Source organism: Kribbella sp. VKM Ac-2571 (genome assembly GCF_004362255.1).
Classification (GTDB): Bacteria; Actinomycetota; Actinomycetes; order Propionibacteriales; family Kribbellaceae; genus Kribbella; species Kribbella pratensis.
Genome location: NZ_SNWS01000002.1, coordinates 418356 through 436944, shown reverse-complemented (window position 1 = coordinate 436944; position 18589 = coordinate 418356). Strand labels below are relative to the sequence as shown.

At 68.9% G+C, this 18589-nt stretch carries 20 protein-coding genes; 5 read left to right on the top strand and 15 right to left on the bottom strand.

Going from position 1 to position 18589, the window contains the following annotated elements; translation table 11 throughout:
* The first annotated feature begins 38 nt into the window (after nt 1-38).
* Nucleotides 39-446 carry an ester cyclase gene (locus EV651_RS06185; protein WP_133782907.1) on the top strand — a complete coding sequence of 136 codons (408 nt, stop codon included), beginning with the start codon at nt 39-41 and terminating at the stop codon, nt 444-446.
* On the opposite strand, the gene EV651_RS06180 is transcribed toward EV651_RS06185, so the two are convergent.
* Together EV651_RS06180 and EV651_RS06175 are read right to left on the bottom strand one after the other, a co-directional pair.
* Nucleotides 411-1244, bottom strand: coding sequence for a uracil-DNA glycosylase (locus tag EV651_RS06180; protein ID WP_133782905.1), 834 nt, complete (start codon nt 1242-1244; stop codon nt 411-413). The two genes, EV651_RS06185 and EV651_RS06180, sit on opposite strands and share 36 nt — an antisense overlap.
* Nucleotides 1245-1317: 73 nt before the next feature.
* On the bottom strand, nt 1318-2745 hold the full coding sequence (locus EV651_RS06175; protein ID WP_133782903.1) for an MFS transporter: 1428 nt from the start codon (nt 2743-2745) through the stop codon (nt 1318-1320).
* 203 nt (nt 2746-2948) lie between these two features.
* Between EV651_RS06175 and EV651_RS06170 the strand changes: the two genes are divergently transcribed.
* Nucleotides 2949-3524 carry a TetR/AcrR family transcriptional regulator gene (locus EV651_RS06170; RefSeq protein ID WP_133782901.1) on the top strand — a complete coding sequence of 192 codons (576 nt, stop codon included), beginning with the start codon at nt 2949-2951 and terminating at the stop codon, nt 3522-3524.
* Here the strand turns inward: EV651_RS06170 and EV651_RS06165 are convergent.
* Genes EV651_RS06165 through EV651_RS06140 form a run of 6 tightly spaced genes read right to left on the bottom strand, consistent with a single transcriptional unit; the run spans nt 3521 to nt 8364 of the window.
* Nucleotides 3521-4453, bottom strand: coding sequence for a Ppx/GppA phosphatase family protein (locus EV651_RS06165; RefSeq protein WP_305000113.1), 933 nt, complete (start codon nt 4451-4453; stop codon nt 3521-3523). The genes EV651_RS06170 and EV651_RS06165 overlap by 4 nt on opposite strands.
* Nucleotides 4446-4928: a DUF501 domain-containing protein gene (locus EV651_RS06160; RefSeq protein ID WP_133782899.1), complete on the bottom strand. Its 483-nt coding sequence runs from the start codon at nt 4926-4928 to the stop codon at nt 4446-4448. Before EV651_RS06160 ends, EV651_RS06165 begins: the two co-directional genes overlap by 8 nt.
* Nucleotides 4929-4969: 41 nt before the next feature.
* Complete coding sequence (locus EV651_RS06155; protein WP_133782897.1) at nt 4970-5578, bottom strand: septum formation initiator family protein; 609 nt, start codon at nt 5576-5578, stop codon at nt 4970-4972.
* Between the two features lie 27 nt (nt 5579-5605).
* Nucleotides 5606-6886, bottom strand: a complete 1281-nt coding sequence (gene eno, locus EV651_RS06150; RefSeq protein WP_133782895.1) for a phosphopyruvate hydratase — start codon at nt 6884-6886, stop codon at nt 5606-5608.
* A 60-nt stretch (nt 6887-6946) separates the two neighbouring features.
* Nucleotides 6947-7471: an RNA 2'-phosphotransferase gene (locus tag EV651_RS06145; protein WP_238156690.1), complete on the bottom strand. Its 525-nt coding sequence runs from the start codon at nt 7469-7471 to the stop codon at nt 6947-6949.
* A gap of 59 nt (nt 7472-7530) precedes the next feature.
* Nucleotides 7531-8364: a phosphotransferase enzyme family protein gene (locus tag EV651_RS06140; RefSeq protein ID WP_133782893.1), complete on the bottom strand. Its 834-nt coding sequence runs from the start codon at nt 8362-8364 to the stop codon at nt 7531-7533.
* Between the two features lie 221 nt (nt 8365-8585).
* Here EV651_RS06140 and EV651_RS06135 point away from each other — a divergent pair, with 221 nt between their 5' ends.
* Together EV651_RS06135 and EV651_RS06130 are read left to right on the top strand one after the other, a co-directional pair.
* Nucleotides 8586-8819, top strand: a complete 234-nt coding sequence (locus EV651_RS06135) for a CopG family transcriptional regulator (protein WP_133782891.1) — start codon at nt 8586-8588, stop codon at nt 8817-8819.
* Complete coding sequence (locus tag EV651_RS06130; protein WP_202870181.1) at nt 8816-9247, top strand: type II toxin-antitoxin system VapC family toxin; 432 nt, start codon at nt 8816-8818, stop codon at nt 9245-9247. The genes EV651_RS06135 and EV651_RS06130 overlap by 4 nt, the downstream gene beginning before the upstream one ends.
* Before the next feature lies 1 nt (nt 9248).
* Here the strand turns inward: EV651_RS06130 and EV651_RS06125 are convergent, their stop codons facing one another.
* The 5 genes from EV651_RS06125 to EV651_RS06105 form a co-directional block, all read right to left on the bottom strand.
* Complete coding sequence (locus tag EV651_RS06125; protein ID WP_133782889.1) at nt 9249-10256, bottom strand: MazG family protein; 1008 nt, start codon at nt 10254-10256, stop codon at nt 9249-9251.
* A gap of 14 nt (nt 10257-10270) precedes the next feature.
* On the bottom strand, nt 10271-10891 hold the full coding sequence (locus EV651_RS06120) for a hypothetical protein (protein ID WP_133782887.1): 621 nt from the start codon (nt 10889-10891) through the stop codon (nt 10271-10273).
* Nucleotides 10892-10952: 61 nt separating this feature from the next.
* On the bottom strand, nt 10953-14582 hold the full coding sequence (gene mfd, locus EV651_RS06115) for a transcription-repair coupling factor (protein ID WP_133782885.1): 3630 nt from the start codon (nt 14580-14582) through the stop codon (nt 10953-10955).
* Complete coding sequence (gene pth, locus EV651_RS06110; protein WP_133782883.1) at nt 14579-15154, bottom strand: aminoacyl-tRNA hydrolase; 576 nt, start codon at nt 15152-15154, stop codon at nt 14579-14581. Before pth ends, mfd begins: the two co-directional genes overlap by 4 nt.
* A gap of 45 nt (nt 15155-15199) precedes the next feature.
* Nucleotides 15200-15844: a 50S ribosomal protein L25/general stress protein Ctc gene (locus tag EV651_RS06105; RefSeq protein ID WP_133782881.1), complete on the bottom strand. Its 645-nt coding sequence runs from the start codon at nt 15842-15844 to the stop codon at nt 15200-15202.
* Nucleotides 15845-16091: 247 nt separating this feature from the next.
* Here EV651_RS06105 and EV651_RS06100 point away from each other — a divergent pair, with 247 nt between their 5' ends.
* The gene (locus EV651_RS06100; RefSeq protein ID WP_133782879.1) at nt 16092-16802 is read left to right on the top strand and encodes a hypothetical protein; all 711 of its coding nucleotides are present in this window, start codon (nt 16092-16094) and stop codon (nt 16800-16802) included.
* Here EV651_RS06100 and EV651_RS06095 read toward each other — a convergent pair.
* Entirely contained in the window at nt 16795-17556 is a 762-nt protein-coding gene (locus tag EV651_RS06095; protein ID WP_133782877.1) for a DUF1932 domain-containing protein, read from the bottom strand. The genes EV651_RS06100 and EV651_RS06095 overlap by 8 nt on opposite strands.
* A 31-nt stretch (nt 17557-17587) precedes the next feature.
* Nucleotides 17588-18568 carry a ribose-phosphate diphosphokinase gene (locus EV651_RS06090; protein ID WP_130384252.1) on the bottom strand — a complete coding sequence of 327 codons (981 nt, stop codon included), beginning with the start codon at nt 18566-18568 and terminating at the stop codon, nt 17588-17590.
* Between the last annotated feature and the right edge of the window lie 21 nt (nt 18569-18589).

The window sequence follows — 18589 nt, the reverse complement described above, 5'->3', positions numbered from 1 at the left end:
AACTCCGTTGCCGCGTGCCTGTGGACAACAATGGGCCGATGGGGCATGCGGAGTTCTACCGGCGGTACATCGAGCGGTGCAACGAGCGTCGGTGGGCGGAGCTCGGCGCGTTCGTCGCGGAGAACGTGCAGGTCAACGGCGCCGTTGAAGGCCTCGAGAGCTACGTCGCGGGCCTGCGCGCAGTGATCCAGGCGTTTCCGGATTTCCGTTGGGAGGTCCAGGAGCTTGTGGTCGACGGCGACGTACTCGCGGCTCGTTTGACCAACGTGGGCACGCACCATGGCACGTTCCTCGGAGTACCGGCGACCGGCCGGCGGATCTCGACCACGGAGCTGGCGATGTATCACCTCGACAACGGAAAGATCAGGGCATGCTGGGGCGACCTGGGCTCCACCGTCCGCAACGAGCTGCTAACCGAGCCCGGAGAGGGTTTTCGCGCGGAGTAGGACGGCGTCGAGCATCTGCTCGGTGAGCTTGCCGGTGAACGTGTTCTGCTGACTGGGGTGGAAACAGCCGACGACGGTGACCTCGCCGTACGGCGTCGGGATCCGGTACTCGACCGCGTGGCCGAACTTGGGGCGCGGTCGCGGTACGTCGGCTCCGAGGGCGATCAGCGCTGCGAACAGAGCGTCGTACGCGAACTTGCCGAGGCAGACGATCGACCTGGTGCTGGTGAGGGTGAGTTCGAGCTCGCGGCGGTACCAGGGGGCGCAGGTGTCGCGCTCTTCCGGGGTGGGTTTGTTCGCGGGCGGGGCGCAGCGGACCGCGGCGATCATCCGGGTGCCGATCAGGTGCAGGCCGTCGCCGGCGTGTTCGCTGGTTGACTGGTTGGCGAGCCCGACGCGGTGCAGGCTCGCGAACAGCCAGTCGCCGGAGCGGTCGCCGGTGAACACGCGCCCGGTGCGGTTCCCGCCGTTCGCCGCGGGCGCCAGTCCGACGATCAGGATCCGCGGCTCGGCGACGCCCCATCCCGGGATCGGCCGTCCCCAGTACGGCTGATCCGCGAAGGACTTTCGCTTGCCGACAGCAACGTCTTCGCGCCATTCGACGAGCCGCGGGCAGGCGCGGCAGACCGACACGCGGGCTTCCAACTCCGCCAGCTCACCGGTCGCCGCGAGTTCGACCACCTCACCTGCATCGCGCGCCACCGGAGTACGCCGTACTGCCGGGTCCTCGGGCCACCCGACCCCGGGCGGCACAGGACTCTCGAACAACTCCCCGGTCAACGGATGCGGAAGCTTCACCCACCCACCCTAAACGGGACGTTGGGGAGGGTTCCTGCCCGAATCGGCACGAAACCCTCCCCAAGCCGGCTGGTCAGGCGGCGAGCTGCTCCTCGGACGGTTGGGCGAGGGGAGCGATCGGAGTTCGACGTGTGCTCGGGATAGCCAGGGCGAGTACGACGGCCGCGGCGGCGAACGCGGACAGCAGGAGGAACGTGTCCGTGAAGCCGGCCTCCGCGGGGAGCCCTGACGGTTGGATGTGGGCGGTAATGATGGAGCTGGCAAGTGCGGTGCCGATGGAGCCGCCGATGGTGCGGATGTTGGCGTTCATGCCGGTCGCCACGCCGGTTTGCTCGCGCGGGACGTTCTGCACGATCAGGCTGGTCATCGCCGCGTAGGCGAGGCCGAGCCCGATACCGAACAGGGCGGTCGAGAGCGCCACCTGCCACTGCGCAGCGTGGAACTCGGCGAACATCAACGCCGCTACCAGGCTCAACGCCGACCCCGAAACGACCTGCGCCTTGGCTCCGAACCGCGGCGCGAGCGGACCGCTCAACGATCCGACGACCGCCATCGTCACCAGCATCGGCAGCATCAGCAGCCCGGCCTTCGTGACGCTCGCGCCGAACCCGAACCCGGCAGCCTTCGGGATCTGCAGGAACTGCGGGACGAACGCGTACACCGCGAACATCGCCGCCCCGAACAGCAGCGCCACGAGGTTCGTCGTCCACACCGCCGGACGGCGCATCATCCGCATGTCGATCAGCGGGTTCCGCGAGCGCAGTTCGACCGTGATCCAGCCGGCGAACAGTACGACGGCCAGCCCGAAGAGCCCCGTCGTACGCAACGAGCCCCAGCCCCACGACCGGCCCGTGCTCAGCGGGAGCAGCAGCGCGATCAGCCAGCCGGACAGGAACGCGGCGGCCAGCCAGTCGATCCGGCCGGGGACGCGGTTCGGTGACTCCGGGACATAGCGCCGTACCATCAGCGTCGACACCGCGACGACCGCCATCGGGATCCAGAACAGCCAGCGCCAGCCGAGCCATTCCACGATCGGGCCGGCCAGGACGATCCCCAGGCCGCCGCCGGCCGCGATGATGGCCGACACCACGCCGACCACGGACGGGACGCGCTCGGCCGGGAACTCGTCCCGGATGATCCCGAACGCCAACGGGAACACGGCTCCGCCGACACCCTGGAAGATGCGGGCGGCAATCAGTACGCCGATGTTCGGCGCAAGCGCGGCGACCAGGCAACCGATCGCCAGAGCGCCGAGCGCGATGAACAGCGTGCGCTCCTTGCCGACCATGTCGCCGATCCGGCCGAGCAGCGGGGTCGCGACCGACACCGACAGCAGAAGTGCGGTGAACACCCAGGTGACCGTGCCGGGGGTGGTGTGCAGGTCGTGCTGGATGACGGGCAGCGCCGGGCTGACCAGCGACTGCAACATGGAGAAGGAGGCGACGACCGTGGCGAGGACCGCCAGGGTCACGCGAGGGTTTCCAGACCTGATGGCAGGCATGCAGAAGTCCTTCGAACGTGAGTGAGCGCAGCGAGTGAACCAATAGGCACAGCAGTTGTTCCTCAAACCGGAACCGAGCGAAGCGAGGTGGAGGTTGGAACGCGCCAGAGCTGTGGGCGCGGATTCCCCGGCCTGGTAAAGTCGAGGTATGCCTCCACTATAGCGGAGGGTTGCCTCCGCTATCAACTGGCTAAGGTGAGCGAATGGTGACCGGTGAGAGCAGGCCCGCGTTGCGGGTCGACGTACGGCGGCCGCAGCGGGCGGATGCGCGGCGGAACTTCGACGCCCTGCTCGGCGCCGCCCGGGATGCGTTCGCGAGCAAAGGGGTCGACGCCTCGCTGGAGGACATCGCGCGCCAGGCCGGCGTCGGGATCGGCACGCTGTACCGGAACTTCCCGAACCGCCAGGACCTGCTGAACGCGGTCTACTTCGGCGAGATCGAGGAACTGTGCATCGCCGCGGAGGAAGCGGCCGAGCTGCCGCCGTGGGAGGCGCTGACCACGTGGCTGCACCGCTTCGTCGGGTACGCCGCGACGAAGCGCGCGATCTGGGAGTCGCTGAACCGGGAGGCCGACAGCTTCAAGGCGGCCCGTGAGGCGATGTACGCCGCCGGTACGCCGCTGTTCGAACGCGCCCAGGCCGCGGGCGAAGCACGCAAGGACGTCTCCTTCGACGACCTGCTCCGCATGGTCAGCGGCCTCACCGCCGCCGGCTTCGTAGACCAGGCCCAACGCGACCGAGTCCTCACCATCGCCCTCGACGGCGTCCGCGCACACTAGCTCAGGGAGAGCGCCACCCCGTCGAGGATGTCGTGTTCGGAGACTGTTAGGTCGGTGACGGGTAGGCGGTCGTACAGGCGTTGGAGGATGAGGGCGCCGGCGCCGATCACGTCTACTCGGCCGGGGTGGATCGACGGTACGGCGGAGCGTTCTGCGCGGGTGGTGCTTGTCAGCCAGGTCGTCGCGGCGCGCAGTTGGCCGGTGGTGAGGCGGGCGTGGTGGACGGCGGTGCGGTCGTACTCGGCGAGGTTCAGCGCCACCGCGGCGACGGTGGTGCAGGTGCCCGCGACTCCGATGAACGCGCGGGTCTTTGTGAGCGGGACGGCGGTGGCGTCGAGGAGGGCGTCGATGTCCTTGGCGATCGCCGCGAGCTCTGTTGCGGACGTTGGATCGGTGGTGACGTGGCGTTCCGTGAGGCGGACGGAGCCGATGTCGAGGGATTCGGCCGCGATGACACCGGTTGCGTCGCCGAGGACCAGTTCGGTGGAGCCGCCGCCGATGTCGGCCACCAGGTACGGCGCCGGCAGGTCGAGCGAGGTGGTGGCGCCGCGGAAGCTCAGCTCAGCCTCTTCCGCACCTGAAATGATTTCCGGACGTACGCCGAGGCGCTCCTCGACGCCCGCGAAGAACGCATCCCGGTTGCTGACGTCGCGGGCGGCGGAGGTGGCGACGAAGCGGAGTCTGGTGACGTCACTCGACTGGATGACGGACGCAAAGTCCTCACAGGCGCTGAAGACGCGGGCGAGGGCCTCGGGGGCGAAGGCACCGGTGGCGTCGACGCCCTGGCCGAGACGCACGATCGTCATCCGGCGATCCACCTCGACGAGCTGACCGTCGACCAGATCCGCGATCAGCAACCGAATCGAATTGGTGCCACAGTCGATCGCAGCGGCCCGCACCGCTCCGCCGGACGCGCTGCCCTCAGACACACGGGCCTCGGCGACCCCAGTCGTCCAACGCCTCCAGGGCCTCGTCACCCAGGGGATTTACGCCAGGGCCAGCCGTCAGCGAGTGGCCTACTAGAACGTGCAGGCATTTGACTCGGGTCGGCATGCCGCCGGCGGTGATCCCGGCGATCTCCTCGACGTGCTCGATCGACTCGCGGTGCGCGAGGTACGACTCGTGAGCGGCGCGATACCGAGCAGCCAGGTCCTCGTCGCCGGCCAGACGGTCGGTCATTTCCTTCATCATGCCGGAGGCCTCGAGCGTGCCGATCGCGGACGCCAGCCGCGGGCACGTCACGTAGTACGTCGTGGGGAACGGCGTACCGTCCGGCAGTCGGGGCTCGGTCTCGACCACGTCGGGGAGGCCGCAGTTGCACCGGTGCGCGATCGACCGGATGCCGCGGGCCGTCCGGCCGAGTTGTTTGCTGACTGCTTCTTGGTCGGAAGGGCTGACGCTCACCTGGTCACCTTAGAGGTCGGGCGGCACGCAGCAGGCGCCACCTATCCGCCCGACCTCTCGGGTGACGGTGTGATGATTGGCTTCGGGGTGGGCTTCGCGGCGCTCGGGGCCGCGGTCACCGGCGGCGTGCCGGCACCCTCGACGCTCCCCCACAGCTTCGTGTACCAGGTCGGCTTCTGCGCCTGCGTCGTACCGTCCGACGGGGCCGACGGCTCCGGCGGGGCGCCCACCGGCTTCCCGTCCGCGCCGATCACGCGGTACCCGACCTCACCGGGCATCACCCAGCCGAGCCGCTGCCGCGCCTGCGCCTTCACGTACGCATCGTCGTCCCAGCGGGTGATCTCGTCGTTGAGCTCCGCGACCCGTTTCTCCCGGTCGCGGATCTCCTGCTGCAGCGCGTTGACCTGCTGGTGCTGGTCGAACCACACCCGCAGGCTCTGCGCGTAGGACACGATCAAGGCCCCGAGCACCAGCAGTACGACGGCCGCCCGCCCGGTCAGGTTGCGGGACCCGCGGGTCCGCGCCGGGTCCGCCTGGGTTCCCGTCGTACGCCGTTTCGGCTGGTCGCCCCGCCGGGCCGGTGGACGCGACTGGGTCCGGCTCGACGGACGCGAGCCGGGGCGTGCACCGGAATCCCGACGGGACGGCATCCAACGACCTCCTGAATCAGACCAGCGTCAGCCCTGGAAGCGCGGGAAGGCCGAGCGACCGGCGTACGTCGCCGCGTCGTCGAGCTCCTCCTCGATCCGGAGCAGCTGGTTGTACTTGGCGGTGCGGTCGGACCGGGCCGGGGCGCCGGACTTGATCTGGCCGCAGTTGGTCGCGACCGCGAGGTCGGCGATCGTGGTGTCCTCGGTCTCACCGGAGCGGTGGCTCATCATGCAGGTGAAGCCGCTGCGGTGCGCCAGGTCGACGGCGTCCAGGGTCTCGGTCAGCGAGCCGATCTGGTTCACCTTGACCAGCAGGCTGTTCGCCGACTTCTCGGTGATGCCGCGCTGCAGCCGCTCGACGTTGGTGACGAACAGGTCGTCGCCGACCAGCTGGATCTTGCTGCCGAGCTCACCGGTGATGGCCTTCCAGCCGTCCCAGTCCTCCTCGTTCAGCGGGTCCTCGATCGAGACGATCGGGTACGACGCCACCAGGTCGGCGTAGTAGGCGATCATCTCGTCGGCCGACTTCTTGCCGCCCTCGAACGCGTACACGCCGTCGGTGAAGAACTCGCTCGCCGCCACGTCCATCGCCAGCGCGATGTCCTTGCCGAGCTGCAGGCCGGCCTTCTCGACCGCGACCGCGATCAGGTCCAGGGCGGCCCGGTTGCTGTCCAGGTTCGGCGCGAAGCCGCCCTCGTCGCCGAGGCCGGTGGACAGGCCGCGCTCCTTCAGCACCGCCTTCAGGGCGTGGTAGACGCCCGCGCCCTGCATGACGGCTTCGGCGTACGTCGCGGCGCCGATCGGGGCGATCATGAACTCCTGGACGTCGACATTGCTGTCCGCGTGCGCGCCGCCGTTCAGGATGTTCATCATCGGCACCGGCAGGACGTGCGCGTTCGGGCCGCCGACGTACCGGAACAGCGGCAGGCCGGAGCTCTCCGCCGCCGCCTTCGCGACCGCGAGGCTGACGCCGAGGATCGCGTTCGCGCCCAGCTTGGCCTTGTTCGGGGTGCCGTCCAGGTCGAGGAGCGCGCGGTCGATCAGACGCTGCTCGTGGACGTCGTACCCGACGATCTCCTTGTCGATGTCCTCGAGGATCGCGGTGACGGCCTTCTGCACACCCTTGCCGCCGTACCGGTCCTTGTCGCCGTCACGCAGTTCCACGGCCTCGAACTGGCCGGTGGAGGCACCGGACGGGACGGCTGCGCGGGCGATGGTGTCGTCGTCGAGCAGAACCTCGACCTCGACAGTGGGGTTGCCGCGCGAGTCGAGGATCTCGCGCGCGCCGACGGCCTCGATGGTGGCCACATTGACTCCCAAGTTCTCGATGACGAATCGCTGCTGAGCCTAGTCCCCAGACCAGCAAGCTCAGTGGACCGCGTCACACCTAACGATCGCATCCGTGGGTACCTCCCGCGTCAGTAACACTCCGTTGGGCGCCCGATAGACCTGGAGATTGCCGCAATCCACGCCCAGCAAGACTTCTACGGCGGTACGACGACCCACGCGACTGTCCTTCGCCGGCGCCAGATGGACATGCGTACGCCGTCCCGCGCGCAAACCTTCTCGTTGAATCGCGGGCAATGCCTCGCGACTCGTCCCGTGCCACAGCAGATCGTCGGGGTACACGCGTTCCCAACTGTTCTCCAACGCTTCACGTGTCACGGGCATCCCCTCGAGCGAATGCCCCTGACACGCGCGGATCCGCTCACCGTCGACCTGCAACCGTTGCTTGTCGTTCTCCCGCACCGCGACATCCAGCCGCTCACGGGTCAGCCCGAGAACCCGCAGTACGTCGGGGATCGCAGCCCACCCGTCCGCACTCATCGTGAGCCCGCGCTCACCCGCCGTATGGCGCAGCAACTTGGAGAGCATCCTGCTGTCACGGCTCACGTCAGCGCCCTCCTCAGCCCATCCACCCTGTCGTCGCGTCCCGGGCCATACTGCGTGACCTACAGGCCGAACGAGCGGCGGGCGTCGGTTAGGCCCTTCAGGTTTTCGGCGGGGTCGGAGACGCCGGTCAGGATGTTGTTGGTGATGCGCCAGGCGAAGTAGCCGGCCTGGACGGCGTAGCGCACGCGCAGGAACGTGGACAGACCGCGCTCGAGTTCGTCGGCAAGGTCGGGTCGACGGCGCAGGTACGCCGGAACCACGGGGGCGCCGTTGTACATGACGGCGGATGCGACGTCGTACAGGATCGGGCCTTGCATCGCGCTGCCCCAATCGATGAGGGCAACCTCGCCGTCAGCCTGCCGCCGGAACGCTTCCGCGGCCGGATCTGCGTGCAGCCAGGCCCACGACACCGACCCGAGCGCGACTGCGTCAGCAACGGCACCCTCGACCGCCGGGCGGATCCACGGCTCGAGATCCAAGCAATCCTCGAACGCCAGCAGGAACCGCAGCCACTCGGTCAACTCACCGGCCTCGAGCGCAGCAGCCGTGTGCACCCGCCCCAACAGATCCCCGATCGCCACCTGATCCGCAGGCTCCAACTCAACGCCGTCGACGTACTCGAGCACACCAACCTGCCGCCCGTCGACGCGCTCAACGAGGCGGCCCTGCTTGCTGGAACGCGGACGACCAGTACGGATACCGGCGTCATCCAGCCGAGCCGCCAACGCCAGCCCAGGCTCGAACGCCGTGTCCCCCAACCCCACCGCCTTGACCACAACCCGCCACTCCCCTGCGGACGCCAACCAGACCGCTGAGTTCATCCCACCCGCGAGCACCTCCAGCCGCACCGGCTTCAGATCCCAGTACTCCCGCAGCACCTCAGCAACATCCACCCACCCACCCTCTCAGCCACCCACCACCCCAAGCAGCCGATTTTCCGCGTACCGAAGAACAGGTAGTGCACCCCCGAGACACCGTACACAAATCCCCACCCACGCCCAGGTGCACTACCCACCCCCCGACCACCTCCTGTCGTTAGCTACGCCAAGACCTGGTCTGGTGGCCCGAGGTAATCCCATTCCGTCGCGAATCCCACCAGCGGTAGGATTGGTGTATGAGTGAGCCCGCCCACACGGACAAGCTGAGTGTGACCATCCCGACCGACCTGGCCGATGAGCTGCGGTCGAGGGCCGGGCGGGGGAACGTATCTGCTTACGTGACCCAGGCCTTGGTCCGGCAACTGGAGCACGACCGGCTCGGTGATCTCCTGGCCGAGTTGGCCGAGGTGCACGGGCCGGTGACCGACGAAGAACTCGCTCGCGCCCGCGCGGAGTGGCCCGAGCGGTGAGCCCGCGCAAGCGCGTCCCGTCGGCGCCCCAGGGATCGCTCGTCCTCGACAACGAAGGCCTGTCCCGGGCCGCGACCGATCGGGCGATGTACGTCAGGCTGTACGCCGCCCACGCCGACGGCCGCCGCGTCGTGACCTCGGCGGCGATCCTGGCCGAGGCCCTTCGCGGCAGCCGTCGCGATGCGGCCGTCTACCGGGTGCTCAGCGGGATCGTCGTCGAGCCCGTCAGCCGAGCTCTCGGCGAACGCGCAGGTCAGTTGATCGGAGCGGCCCGGCTCGGTTCCGGGCAGGCCGTTGACGCGATCCTGGTGGCCACCGCCTTGGCCGAGCCGGGACCTGTTGTGATCGCGACGTCGGACGCCGGCGATCTGAAGGCACTTGTCGGCGACGAGCACCGGATAGCAGTGGTAGCGGCAGACCGGCTCTGAGCTAGCCCTTGGATTCGGCGGTGCGGATTTCGGTGGTGAGGTGGTGGATGGCTAGGCGGAGGGCCTGTTCGGGGTCGATGCCCAGGGTGCGGGACTCGCGGACGATGGCCAGGAGTTCGTGGCCGATTCGATCGAGGTCCGAGTCGCCGGTGGGCGGTAGTTCGGCGGGGAGGACCTTTGCGGCCCGGCCGAGGACCTTGTCGGCGAGAGCGAGGGCGGGCAGGGCGAGCGGGATGCCTTCGAGGACCGAGGAGCGCTGCTTCTCGGTGGCCTTGATCGCTTCCCAGTTGGCCTCGACCGCGGCGACGTCCGTGGCGTCCACGGTGCCGAAAACGTGCGGGTGGCGGCGAATCAGCTTCTCGACGATGCCGCCGGCCACGTCGTCGATCGTGAACCCCTCGTCGGGGTCCTCCTCGGCGATCCGCGAGTTCAGCGCGACCTGAAGGAGCAGGTCGCCCAGTTCCTCGCGGAGATGGCTACGATCGCCGGTGTCGAGCGCCTCGAGGGTCTCGTAGGTCTCTTCGAGCAGGTACTTCGCCAGGCTCTCGTGCGTCTCCTGCTGCGTCCACGGACAGTCCCGCCGGATCCGGTCCATCACGCGGACCAGATCGATCAGCCTGGCTCCGGGCACGTCGTACGAGCCGTGCTGGATCTCCACGTCGTACGCCGGCCGCGGGTCACGCGCCACCTGATCGGCGACGACCCGCAGCAGACCCGGCTCGCCGTCGTCGCCGACGAGCCACGCGACGTCGCGGCCGGCCTCGGCCGCGGACGACAACCAGGTCCAGTGCTCGCCGATACCGCCTTCGACCTGAGTGACAGCAAGCCCGGACCCGACGACCGCCTGTACGTCGGAGCGCAACACGTGCCCGTCACCGCCCGATGCGGCGCCGATCTCGTCGGCGTCGGTCAGGGACTGCCAGGCCGCCCGCGTCAGCAGGCCGGGCGCCACCCGTGGGCTGGTCAGCAGGACTGTGATCCGGCCGGAACCCTCACGTACGTCGGTCACCGGGCTCGGCTGTCTCAGCCCTGGCCCTGCTGCTGGGCGGCCTCGGCTGCCTTGCGCTTGGCCTCGGTCTGGTCGGACTCCTTGGACAGCGACCCGGAGATCGCCGTGTCGAGCCGGCCGTCGCTCCACTGACCGAAGCGCGGCGCGACCGTGACCTTGATGTCCTTGGAGGCGGCGTTCAGGGCCTGCAGACCCTCTTGCGCCTTCTGCTGACCGTCCGTGTCGTGGATGCCCTTGCCGCCGGCGAGCTTGATCGTGACGATCAGCGTCGCGGCGAGATTGTCCAGGAAGGCGCGGGACGCCGGATCGGCCTGTAGCTTCTGGTACGCCTCGGGGCTCGGCGCGACGGCGTTCTTGGCCGCGTCGGCGATCTCCGCGTCGGTGACCGGGATCGCCTTCTGCTTCCCGACCTGCGCCGCCAGTTCGTTGCTGACCATCCCGTTCAGCGCGGCCTGGTCCGGGTAGGACTCACCGAGCGCCGCGCCGACAGCGCGCGAGGTCTTGTCGACGTCGCCGATGCTGATCTCGGTGTCACCGATCACCGCCGCCGCGCCCGGGTGGGTACCCGCCGCACAGCCGCCGGTCAGCAGCACCGTCGCCACCACCGCACCGAGAGCCCGAAGCCGTGTGCTCACCGAATCTCCTCGCAAATCGCCATGTTGTTCTGCCCCGCCTCGCCGCCCCGGTCGGGCCTTTTCACGCCGGCACCACAATAGGTTCGGCGATCACGTCGTCGATCAACCGGGTGCACCATTGCAGCAGCTCCTGGTCGCGGAGCGGCTGACCGCCGACCGGCCTGGTGGCCGGTCTCGGCACCAGAATGGTATGCAGTTGCGGCTTCACCAGACTCTTCGGGTACAGCCTGTTCAGCCGGAGCACCTTCGAGTCGGCCAGTTCGACCGGCCCGAACCGGATCAGGTTCCCCTGCAGCGTGACGTCGTGCAGCCCCGCCCGGCGGGCGTGATTGCGGAACTTCGCCACCTCGATCAGGTTCAGCACCGGCTGCGGAATGTCGCCGTACCGGTCGTGCAGTTCCTCGACCAGCTCGGCGATCCCGTCGGCGTCCCGTACGGCGGCCAGCCGCTGGTACATCTCCAGGCGCAGCCGCTGGGACGGGATGTAGTCGTGCGGCAGATGCGCGTCGATCGGCAGCTCGATCTTGACCTCGGGCTCCTCGGCCTGGGTGTCGCCGCGGTACTCCGCGACCGCCTCGCCGACCAACCGGACGTACAGGTCGAAGCCGACGTCCGCGATGTGCCCGGACTGCTCGCCGCCGAGCAGGTTGCCGGCGCCGCGGATCTCCAGGTCCTTCATCGCGACCGCCATACCGCCGCCCAGGTCCGAGTGCTGCGCGATGGTGGCCAGCCGGTCGTGCGCCGTCTCGGTCAGCGGCTTCTCCGGCGGGAAGAAGAAGTACGCGTACGCGCGCTCCCGGCCACGACCGACGCGGCCGCGGAGCTGGTGCAGCTGGGACAGGCCGAGCAGGTCGGCGCGCTCGACGATCATCGTGTTCGCGTTCGAGATGTCGATCCCGGACTCGACGATCGTCGTACACACGATCACATCGAACTGCTTCTCCCAGAAGCCCTGGATGACGTTCTCGAGGGTGTGCTCGTTCATCTGGCCGTGCGCGACGCTGACCCGCGCCTCGGGCACCAGCTGGCGGATCCGCGCGGCCGCCTTCTCGATCGTGTTCACCCGGTTGTGGACGACGAAGACCTGACCCTCGCGGAGCAGCTCGCGCCGGATCGCGGCGGTCACCTGGCCTTCCTCGTAGGCACCGACGAAGGTCAGCACCGGGTGCCGCTCCTCCGGCGGGGTGGCGATCGTGGACATCTCGCGGATACCGGTGATCGACATCTCCAGCGTCCGCGGGATCGGGGTCGCGGACATCGTCAGTACGTCGACCGCCGTCCGCAGCCGCTTCAGCTGCTCCTTGTGCTCGACGCCGAACCGCTGCTCCTCGTCGACCACGACCAGCCCGAGGTCCTTGAACGCGACCTCGCCGCTGAACAGCCGGTGCGTCCCGATCACCACGTCGACCGACCCGTCGGCGAGACCGTCGATCGTTGCCTTCGCCTCCTTGTCGGTCTGGAACCGCGACAGCGGGGCGACATTGACCGGGAAGGCGGCGTACCGCTCGGCGAAGGTCGCGTAGTGCTGCTGCACAAGCAGGGTCGTCGGCACGAGTACGGCGACCTGCTTGCCGTCCTGCACCGCCTTGAAGGCCGCGCGTACGGCGATCTCCGTCTTGCCGTAGCCGACGTCGCCGCAGACGATCCGGTCCATCGGCATGACACGTTCCATGTCGTGCTTCACGTCGTCGATGGTCGCGAGCTGATCGGGCGTCTCCACGAACGGGAACGCGTCCTCCAACTCCCGCTGCCACGGGGTGTCCTTGGCGAACGCGTGGCCCTTGGTCGCCTGGCGCGCGGCGTACAGCTTGATCAGCTCGCCGGCGATCTGGCGGACCGCCTTGCGGGCGCGGCCCTTGCGCTTGGCCCAGTCGCCGCCGCCCATCTTGTCCAGGCTCGGCTGCTCACCGCCGACGTACCGCGTGACCTGGTCGAGCTGGTCCGTCGGCACGTACAGCCGGTCACCGGGCTGTCCGCGCTTGCTCGGCGCGAACTCGATCACGACGTACTCGCGGGTGGCCTTCTGCGACCCGGAGCCGACGGTCCGCTGCATCATCTCGACGTACCGGCCGACGCCGTGCTGCTCGTGCACCACGAAGTCGCCGGGCTGCAGCTCCAGCGGGTCGATCGTCTTCTTGCGGCGCGACGGCATCCGTTGCTGGGAACGGCGTTCGGCCGCCGAGCGCTGGCCGGCCAGGTCGTTCTCGGTGAGCACCGCGAACTTGATGCCGTCGGCAATGAACCCGTGCTCGAGCTGTCCCTGCGAGATCAGTACGACGCCGGGCTCGGGGATCTCTTCGATCCCCTCGACCGCCCGCGCCGGCAACTCGGCCTCGGAGAACACCTCGGCCAGGCGCTGTGCGGGGCCGTGACCCTCGGTGACGCAGACGACCCGCCAGCCGTCCCGCAGCCAGCCGCGGATGTCCTCGGCCGCCGCCGCGGTCTCGCCGCGGTACGGGGTGACCTCGTGCGCGGCGAGGATCTTGCTGGTGACCGCACCGGCCTCGGTGTCGATGTCGAACGCGACCCGCTCCCCCATCGAGTCCCGGAGCTCGGGCACGTCGGTCGGCGCGGCCGCGAACGGCGACAGGCTCCACCAGGCCAGGCCCCTGCCGAGGGCCTGCGACCGAACGTCGCCGAGGGACATGTACGCCGCCGCACCCAAGTCGATCGGGGCTTCGCCACCACCGGCGGCAGCGGCCCACGACGCTTCCAGGAACTCCTGGCTGGTCGCCACCAGATCGTGTGCTCGCGCGCGAACCCGCTCGGGGTCGCTCACAACCACGTGCGTACCGGTCGGCATCAGGTCGACCAGCAGTTCCATCTTGTCGACGAGCACCGGCGCCAGCGACTCCATGCCCTCGACGGCATGCCCTTCGGCGAGCTTCTCGAACAGCTCCGCCAGCTCCGGGTGTTCCTTCGCCAGATCGGCGGCCCGCGCGCGGACCTCGTCGGTCAGCAGCAGCTCGCGGCACGGCGGTGCCCACAGACCGTGCTCGGCGATCTCGAGCGAGCGTTGGTCGGCGACCGCGAAGTACCTGATCTCCTCGACGTCGTCGCCGAAGAAGTCCACCCGCAGCGGGTGCTCCTCGGTCGGCGGGAACACGTCGATGATGCCGCCGCGGACCGCGAACTCACCGCGCCGCTCGACCAGATCCACCCGGTGGTACGCGGCGGCAGCGAGCCGCTCGACGACGTCCTCGAGCTCGACCGTGTCGCCGATGTGCAACTGGACGGGCCTCAGGTCCGCGAGTCCGGCGACCTGCGGCTGCAGCACGGACCGCACCGGCGCGACCAGGATCCGGATCGGACCGGTCGTCTCGTCGGACGGATCCGGGTGCACGAGACGACGCAGTACGGCGAGCCGCCGGCCGACCGTGTCGGAGCGGGGCGACAGGCGCTCGTGCGGGAGCGTCTCCCAGGCCGGGTAGTAGGCGACGGTGCCGGGCTCCTCGACGAGGCACTGGAGGGCCTCGGTGAGCTCCTCGGCCTCGCGGAAGGTCGCGGTGACGGCGAGCACCGGGCGGCCGGCGCCGTTCTGAGCCGCGGCCAGCGCCGCGAGCAGGACCGGGCGCACCGGCGTCGGTGCGCTCAGGTCGAGGGTCGTGACGCTGTCGCCGCGGGCGTCACGAACGGCCTCGGACACCACCGGATCGGTGATCAGGGTGTCGACCAGACCGCTGAGCTTCACGAGTTGTACTTCCCTTGAGTTGCTTCGAGGCCGTCGGTGAGCAGGGACTCGACAGCGTCCGCGGTCCGGTCGACGGCGAACGGAAGATCCTTGCGTTCGGTCGAGGAGAACTCGTTCAGGACGAAGTCGGCGGGCGCCTGCCGGCCCGGCGGACGACCCACACCGAACCGAACTCGATAGTACTCACCGGTGCCAAGCGATTTGCGCAGCGATTTCAGCCCGTTGTGGCCGTTGTCGCCGCCGCCGAACTTGCACCGCAGGACCCCGAAGTCGATGTCCAGCTCGTCGTGCAGCACGACCAGGTTGGCCGGGTCGAGCTTGAAGAACTTCAGCAACCCGGAGACCGGCCCGCCGGACTCGTTCATGTACGAGCGGGGCTTGGCCAGGACCGTCCGCAGGCCGCTGATCCGGGTCTCGATCACCTCGGACCTGACCTGCTTGCTCTGCTTCCACTTCGCACCGGTCCGGGCCGCCAGCTCGTCGGCGACCAGCTGCCCGATGTTGTGCCGGGTGCGGGCATACGAAGGGCCGGGATTCCCCAGTCCGACGACCAACCACACGTCGTCCGCCACGGATCCCGGCCCTCCTGAAGTTCAGCTGCTGCTGCCGAGTGCAGACTACTCGGCCGCGGCGGCCACCGGCTCCTCGGCGGCGGTCGGCTCGTCCCGCTGCACGCCCGCCTCGGCCTCGGCCTCGGCCATCTCCGCGTCGACCTGCTCGGCGGTCGGCTGCGCGGTGACGTTCACGACCAGGGTGTCCGGCTCGATGGCCAGCGTCGTACCGGTCGGCAGTTGCAGATCCGACGCGTGGATCTGGGCGCCGACCTCCAGGCCCTCGATCGAGACGGTGACACCGTCGGGGATGTGCGTCGCCTCGGCCTCGACCAGGATGCTCTGCGCTTCCAGGACGACCAGGGCATCGCTGACGGCCTCGCCCTCGAGGTGCACCGCGATGTCGACCTGGACCTTCTCGCCGCGGCGGACGATGACCAGGTCCACGTGCTCGATGAAGCCCTTGATCGGGTCGCGCTGGACCTGCTTCGGCAGCGCCAGGTGGGACTCGCTGCCCTCGACCTCGATCAGCAGCAGGGCGTTGGCGGTCTTCAGGGCCAGCATGGTGTCGTGACCGGGCAGCGTGATGTGCACCGGGTCCGTGCCGTGGCCGTAGAGGACGGCGGGCACCTTGTTGTCCCGGCGGATTCGGCGGGCAGCTCCCTTACCGAACTCCGTACGCGATTCGGCGTGGATCTTGACCTCGGCCACGAGATGAACTCCTCAAAAGCGTTGCGGTGATCTGTTGGCTGGATGGAACTCGGCTGCGGCCTCAGCGGGCGCCTGCTGACCCCGAGAAGGCGTCAGGCAACGAACCACCGCGTCGATCACGGAGCCGCGCCCAACAGTTCCGGGGGGCGTCCCTCGCCGAGGCAACCAAAACAGTCTACCCACGAGCGCGGCCAGACGGGAAATCCGTCCCCCCGAGGCACTTTGCTCCCGGTACGACGGACTTGTGGTGACCCCTTTTCCGGCCCCGGAGGTTCGGTACGTTGCCGACGTGATCTCGCCGTACGCCGTTCTCAGCCTGCTGTTCCCGATCGTCCTGATCGCCGGCGTGGGTGGGCTGATCATCTGGCGCATGCGACGCCGGCAGGAGCTGCTGAGGCAGCGCGCCGCGCAGGTGGCTTCGGTTGGCTGGTACCCGGCCCCGCCGAACCCGTGGCTGGCGCAGATCGCAGCAAACTTGTTCCGAGAGGGCGAGCCCGGTGAGACGTACGCCGGCGTGTACCAGGGTCGCGGCCTGTGCGTCCTCGACTACACGTACGTCACCAGCAACGGCAAGACGCAGCAGACACACACCGTCAACCTGGTCGCACTGACCCTTCCGGTCGCGTTGCCGCCGCTCACGGTGATGCACGAATCGGGCCTGCGGCGGATGCTCCGGGGGCGCGATCTCGAACTGGAGAACCAGCAGTTCAACGACCAGTTCCGGGTGGAGTGCGTCGACGACCGGTACGCGTCGGCCGTCATGCACCCGCGGATGATGGAGTGCGTGCTGTTCAACCCTGGCCTGGAGTGGCAGATCGCCGGGAACGCGTTCGTGTCCTGGTCGGTCGACGGGTTCGCCGTACCGGACGTGCTGGGCCGGCTGGACGCGATGACACGGCTGATCGACCTGATCCCACCGTTCGTACTCCGCGACTACGGACAGCCGATGTTCAGCTGAGTTTGGTCCAGACCTGGCGGAGGGCTCGGGCTGCGTCACCTTCGAGTCCGGCGGCGTCCAAGGTCTCGGCCAGCTCGTCGAACTCGGGGCCCCAGCGCCACGCGACGCTGCGGAGCTGGTCCGGGAGCGCCGGGTCCTTCAGCGAGCCGGCGTCGGCGCGGGTCTGCTGCGCAATCAGCGCCTCGGTGACACCGTGCTTCTCGGCCAGCTGGAAAGCGAGCACGGCCAGCGCCGCTTTGCCCTTGTTGTACAGCGCGTACGACGATTTCGCCGCGCTGGCCGCCCCTGGTTCGGCGCCGACCACCATCGGGGTGACCGCCGTACCGGCCCACAACGTGGCGACCCGGTCGGCCGCCGTACCGGACAGCATCAGATGCGTCGGGCTAGGGCCACCAGTCGGCGGCGGCCCGACCACGCCGGCGTCGACGAATGTCGCATCAGGTACGGCGGACTGGGCTTCACGCAGCGACGCCGGGGACAGCGGATTCGCCTCGACATACAAGCCGGAGAACCCCGCAGCGCCGACCTGCTTGGCGATCTCGACCGCCCCTTGCGGTGCACACGAACACAACACCGCCTCCGCCTCGCCGACCGCGTCAGCAAACGAGGCACCGATCAGCCCGGCCTCCTCGGCCCGCGCCTTCGACGCGTCACTGCGACCGTCCGGCACCCAGCGCACCTCATGCCCGGCGACGACCAACTGCGCCGCCAGCTTCGAGCCCATCGCTCCTGGGTGGAAGACGGCGATCCGCATGTCAGGTCCTTTCTGGTGATCCAGCGAGGACCTAAGCGCGGCCGTCGAAGAGGCTGGTGACCGAGCCGTCCTCGAAGACCTCGCGGATGGCTCGGCTGATCAGCGGCGCGATCGACAGTTCGGTGAGCTTGTCGAAGCGGCGCTCCTCGGCGATCGGCAGCGTGTTGGTGACGATCACCTCGCTGGCCTGGCAGTTCTTCAGCCGGTCCACCGCGGGGCCGGACAGGATCGCGTGCGTCGCGGCGATGACCACGCCCGCGGCGCCCTCGGCGTACAGCGCGTCGGCCGCCTTGGTGATGGTGCCGGCGGTGTCGATCATGTCGTCGACCAGGATGCAGACCCTGCCCTTGACCTCCCCGACGACCCGGTTCGCGACCGTCTCGTTCGGGCGGTCGATGTCGCGGGTCTTGTGGATGAACGCCAGCGGGGCGTTGTTCAGCCGCGCCGACCACTGCTCGGCCACCTTGATCCGGCCGGCGTCCGGCGACACCACGGCCAGCTGCTGGTCGCCGTACTTCTGCCGCACGTAGTCGCTGAGGATCGGCAGCGCCATCAGGTGGTCAACCGGGCCGTCGAAGAAGCCCTGGATCTGCGAGGTGTGCAGGTCCACGCAGATCAGCCGGTTCGCGCCCGCGGTCTTGAACAGGTCGGCCATCAGCCGGGCCGAGATCGGCTCCCGGCCGCGGTGCTTCTTGTCCTGCCGCGCGTACCCGTAGAACGGGAGCACCACGGTGATCCGCTTGGCCGACGCCCGCTTCAGCGCGTCGACCATGATCAGCTGCTCCATGATCCACTCGTTGATCGGCGAGGTGTGACTCTGGATCACGAACGCGTCACTGCCCCGGACCGACTCCTCGAACCGGACGTAGATCTCGCCGTTGGCGAAGTCGTACGCCTGGGTCGGGACCAGACCGGACCCGAGCTCCGTGGCCACCTCCTCGGCGAGACCGGGATGCGCCCGGCCGGAGAAGACCATCAGGTTCTTCTCGGTGGTTCGTTTCATCCCGCTCATCGCGACGCGCCTCCCGTTGAT

Bases quoted from the DNA above. Each gene is read 5' to 3' on its own strand.
- EV651_RS06095 (WP_133782877.1), bottom strand. From the start codon at position 17,556: ATGCGGATCGCCGTCTTCCACCCAGGAGCGATGGGCTCGAAGCTGGCG.
- EV651_RS06135 (WP_133782891.1), top strand. From the start codon at position 8,586: ATGAGTGAGCCCGCCCACACGGACAAGCTGAGTGTGACCATCCCGACC.
- EV651_RS06185 (WP_133782907.1), top strand. From the start codon at position 39: ATGGGGCATGCGGAGTTCTACCGGCGGTACATCGAGCGGTGCAACGAG.
- EV651_RS06170 (WP_133782901.1), top strand. From the start codon at position 2,949: ATGGTGACCGGTGAGAGCAGGCCCGCGTTGCGGGTCGACGTACGGCGG.
- EV651_RS06175 (WP_133782903.1), bottom strand. From the start codon at position 2,745: ATGCCTGCCATCAGGTCTGGAAACCCTCGCGTGACCCTGGCGGTCCTC.
- EV651_RS06155 (WP_133782897.1), bottom strand. From the start codon at position 5,578: ATGCCGTCCCGTCGGGATTCCGGTGCACGCCCCGGCTCGCGTCCGTCG.
- EV651_RS06090 (WP_130384252.1), bottom strand. From the start codon at position 18,568: ATGAGCGGGATGAAACGAACCACCGAGAAGAACCTGATGGTCTTCTCC.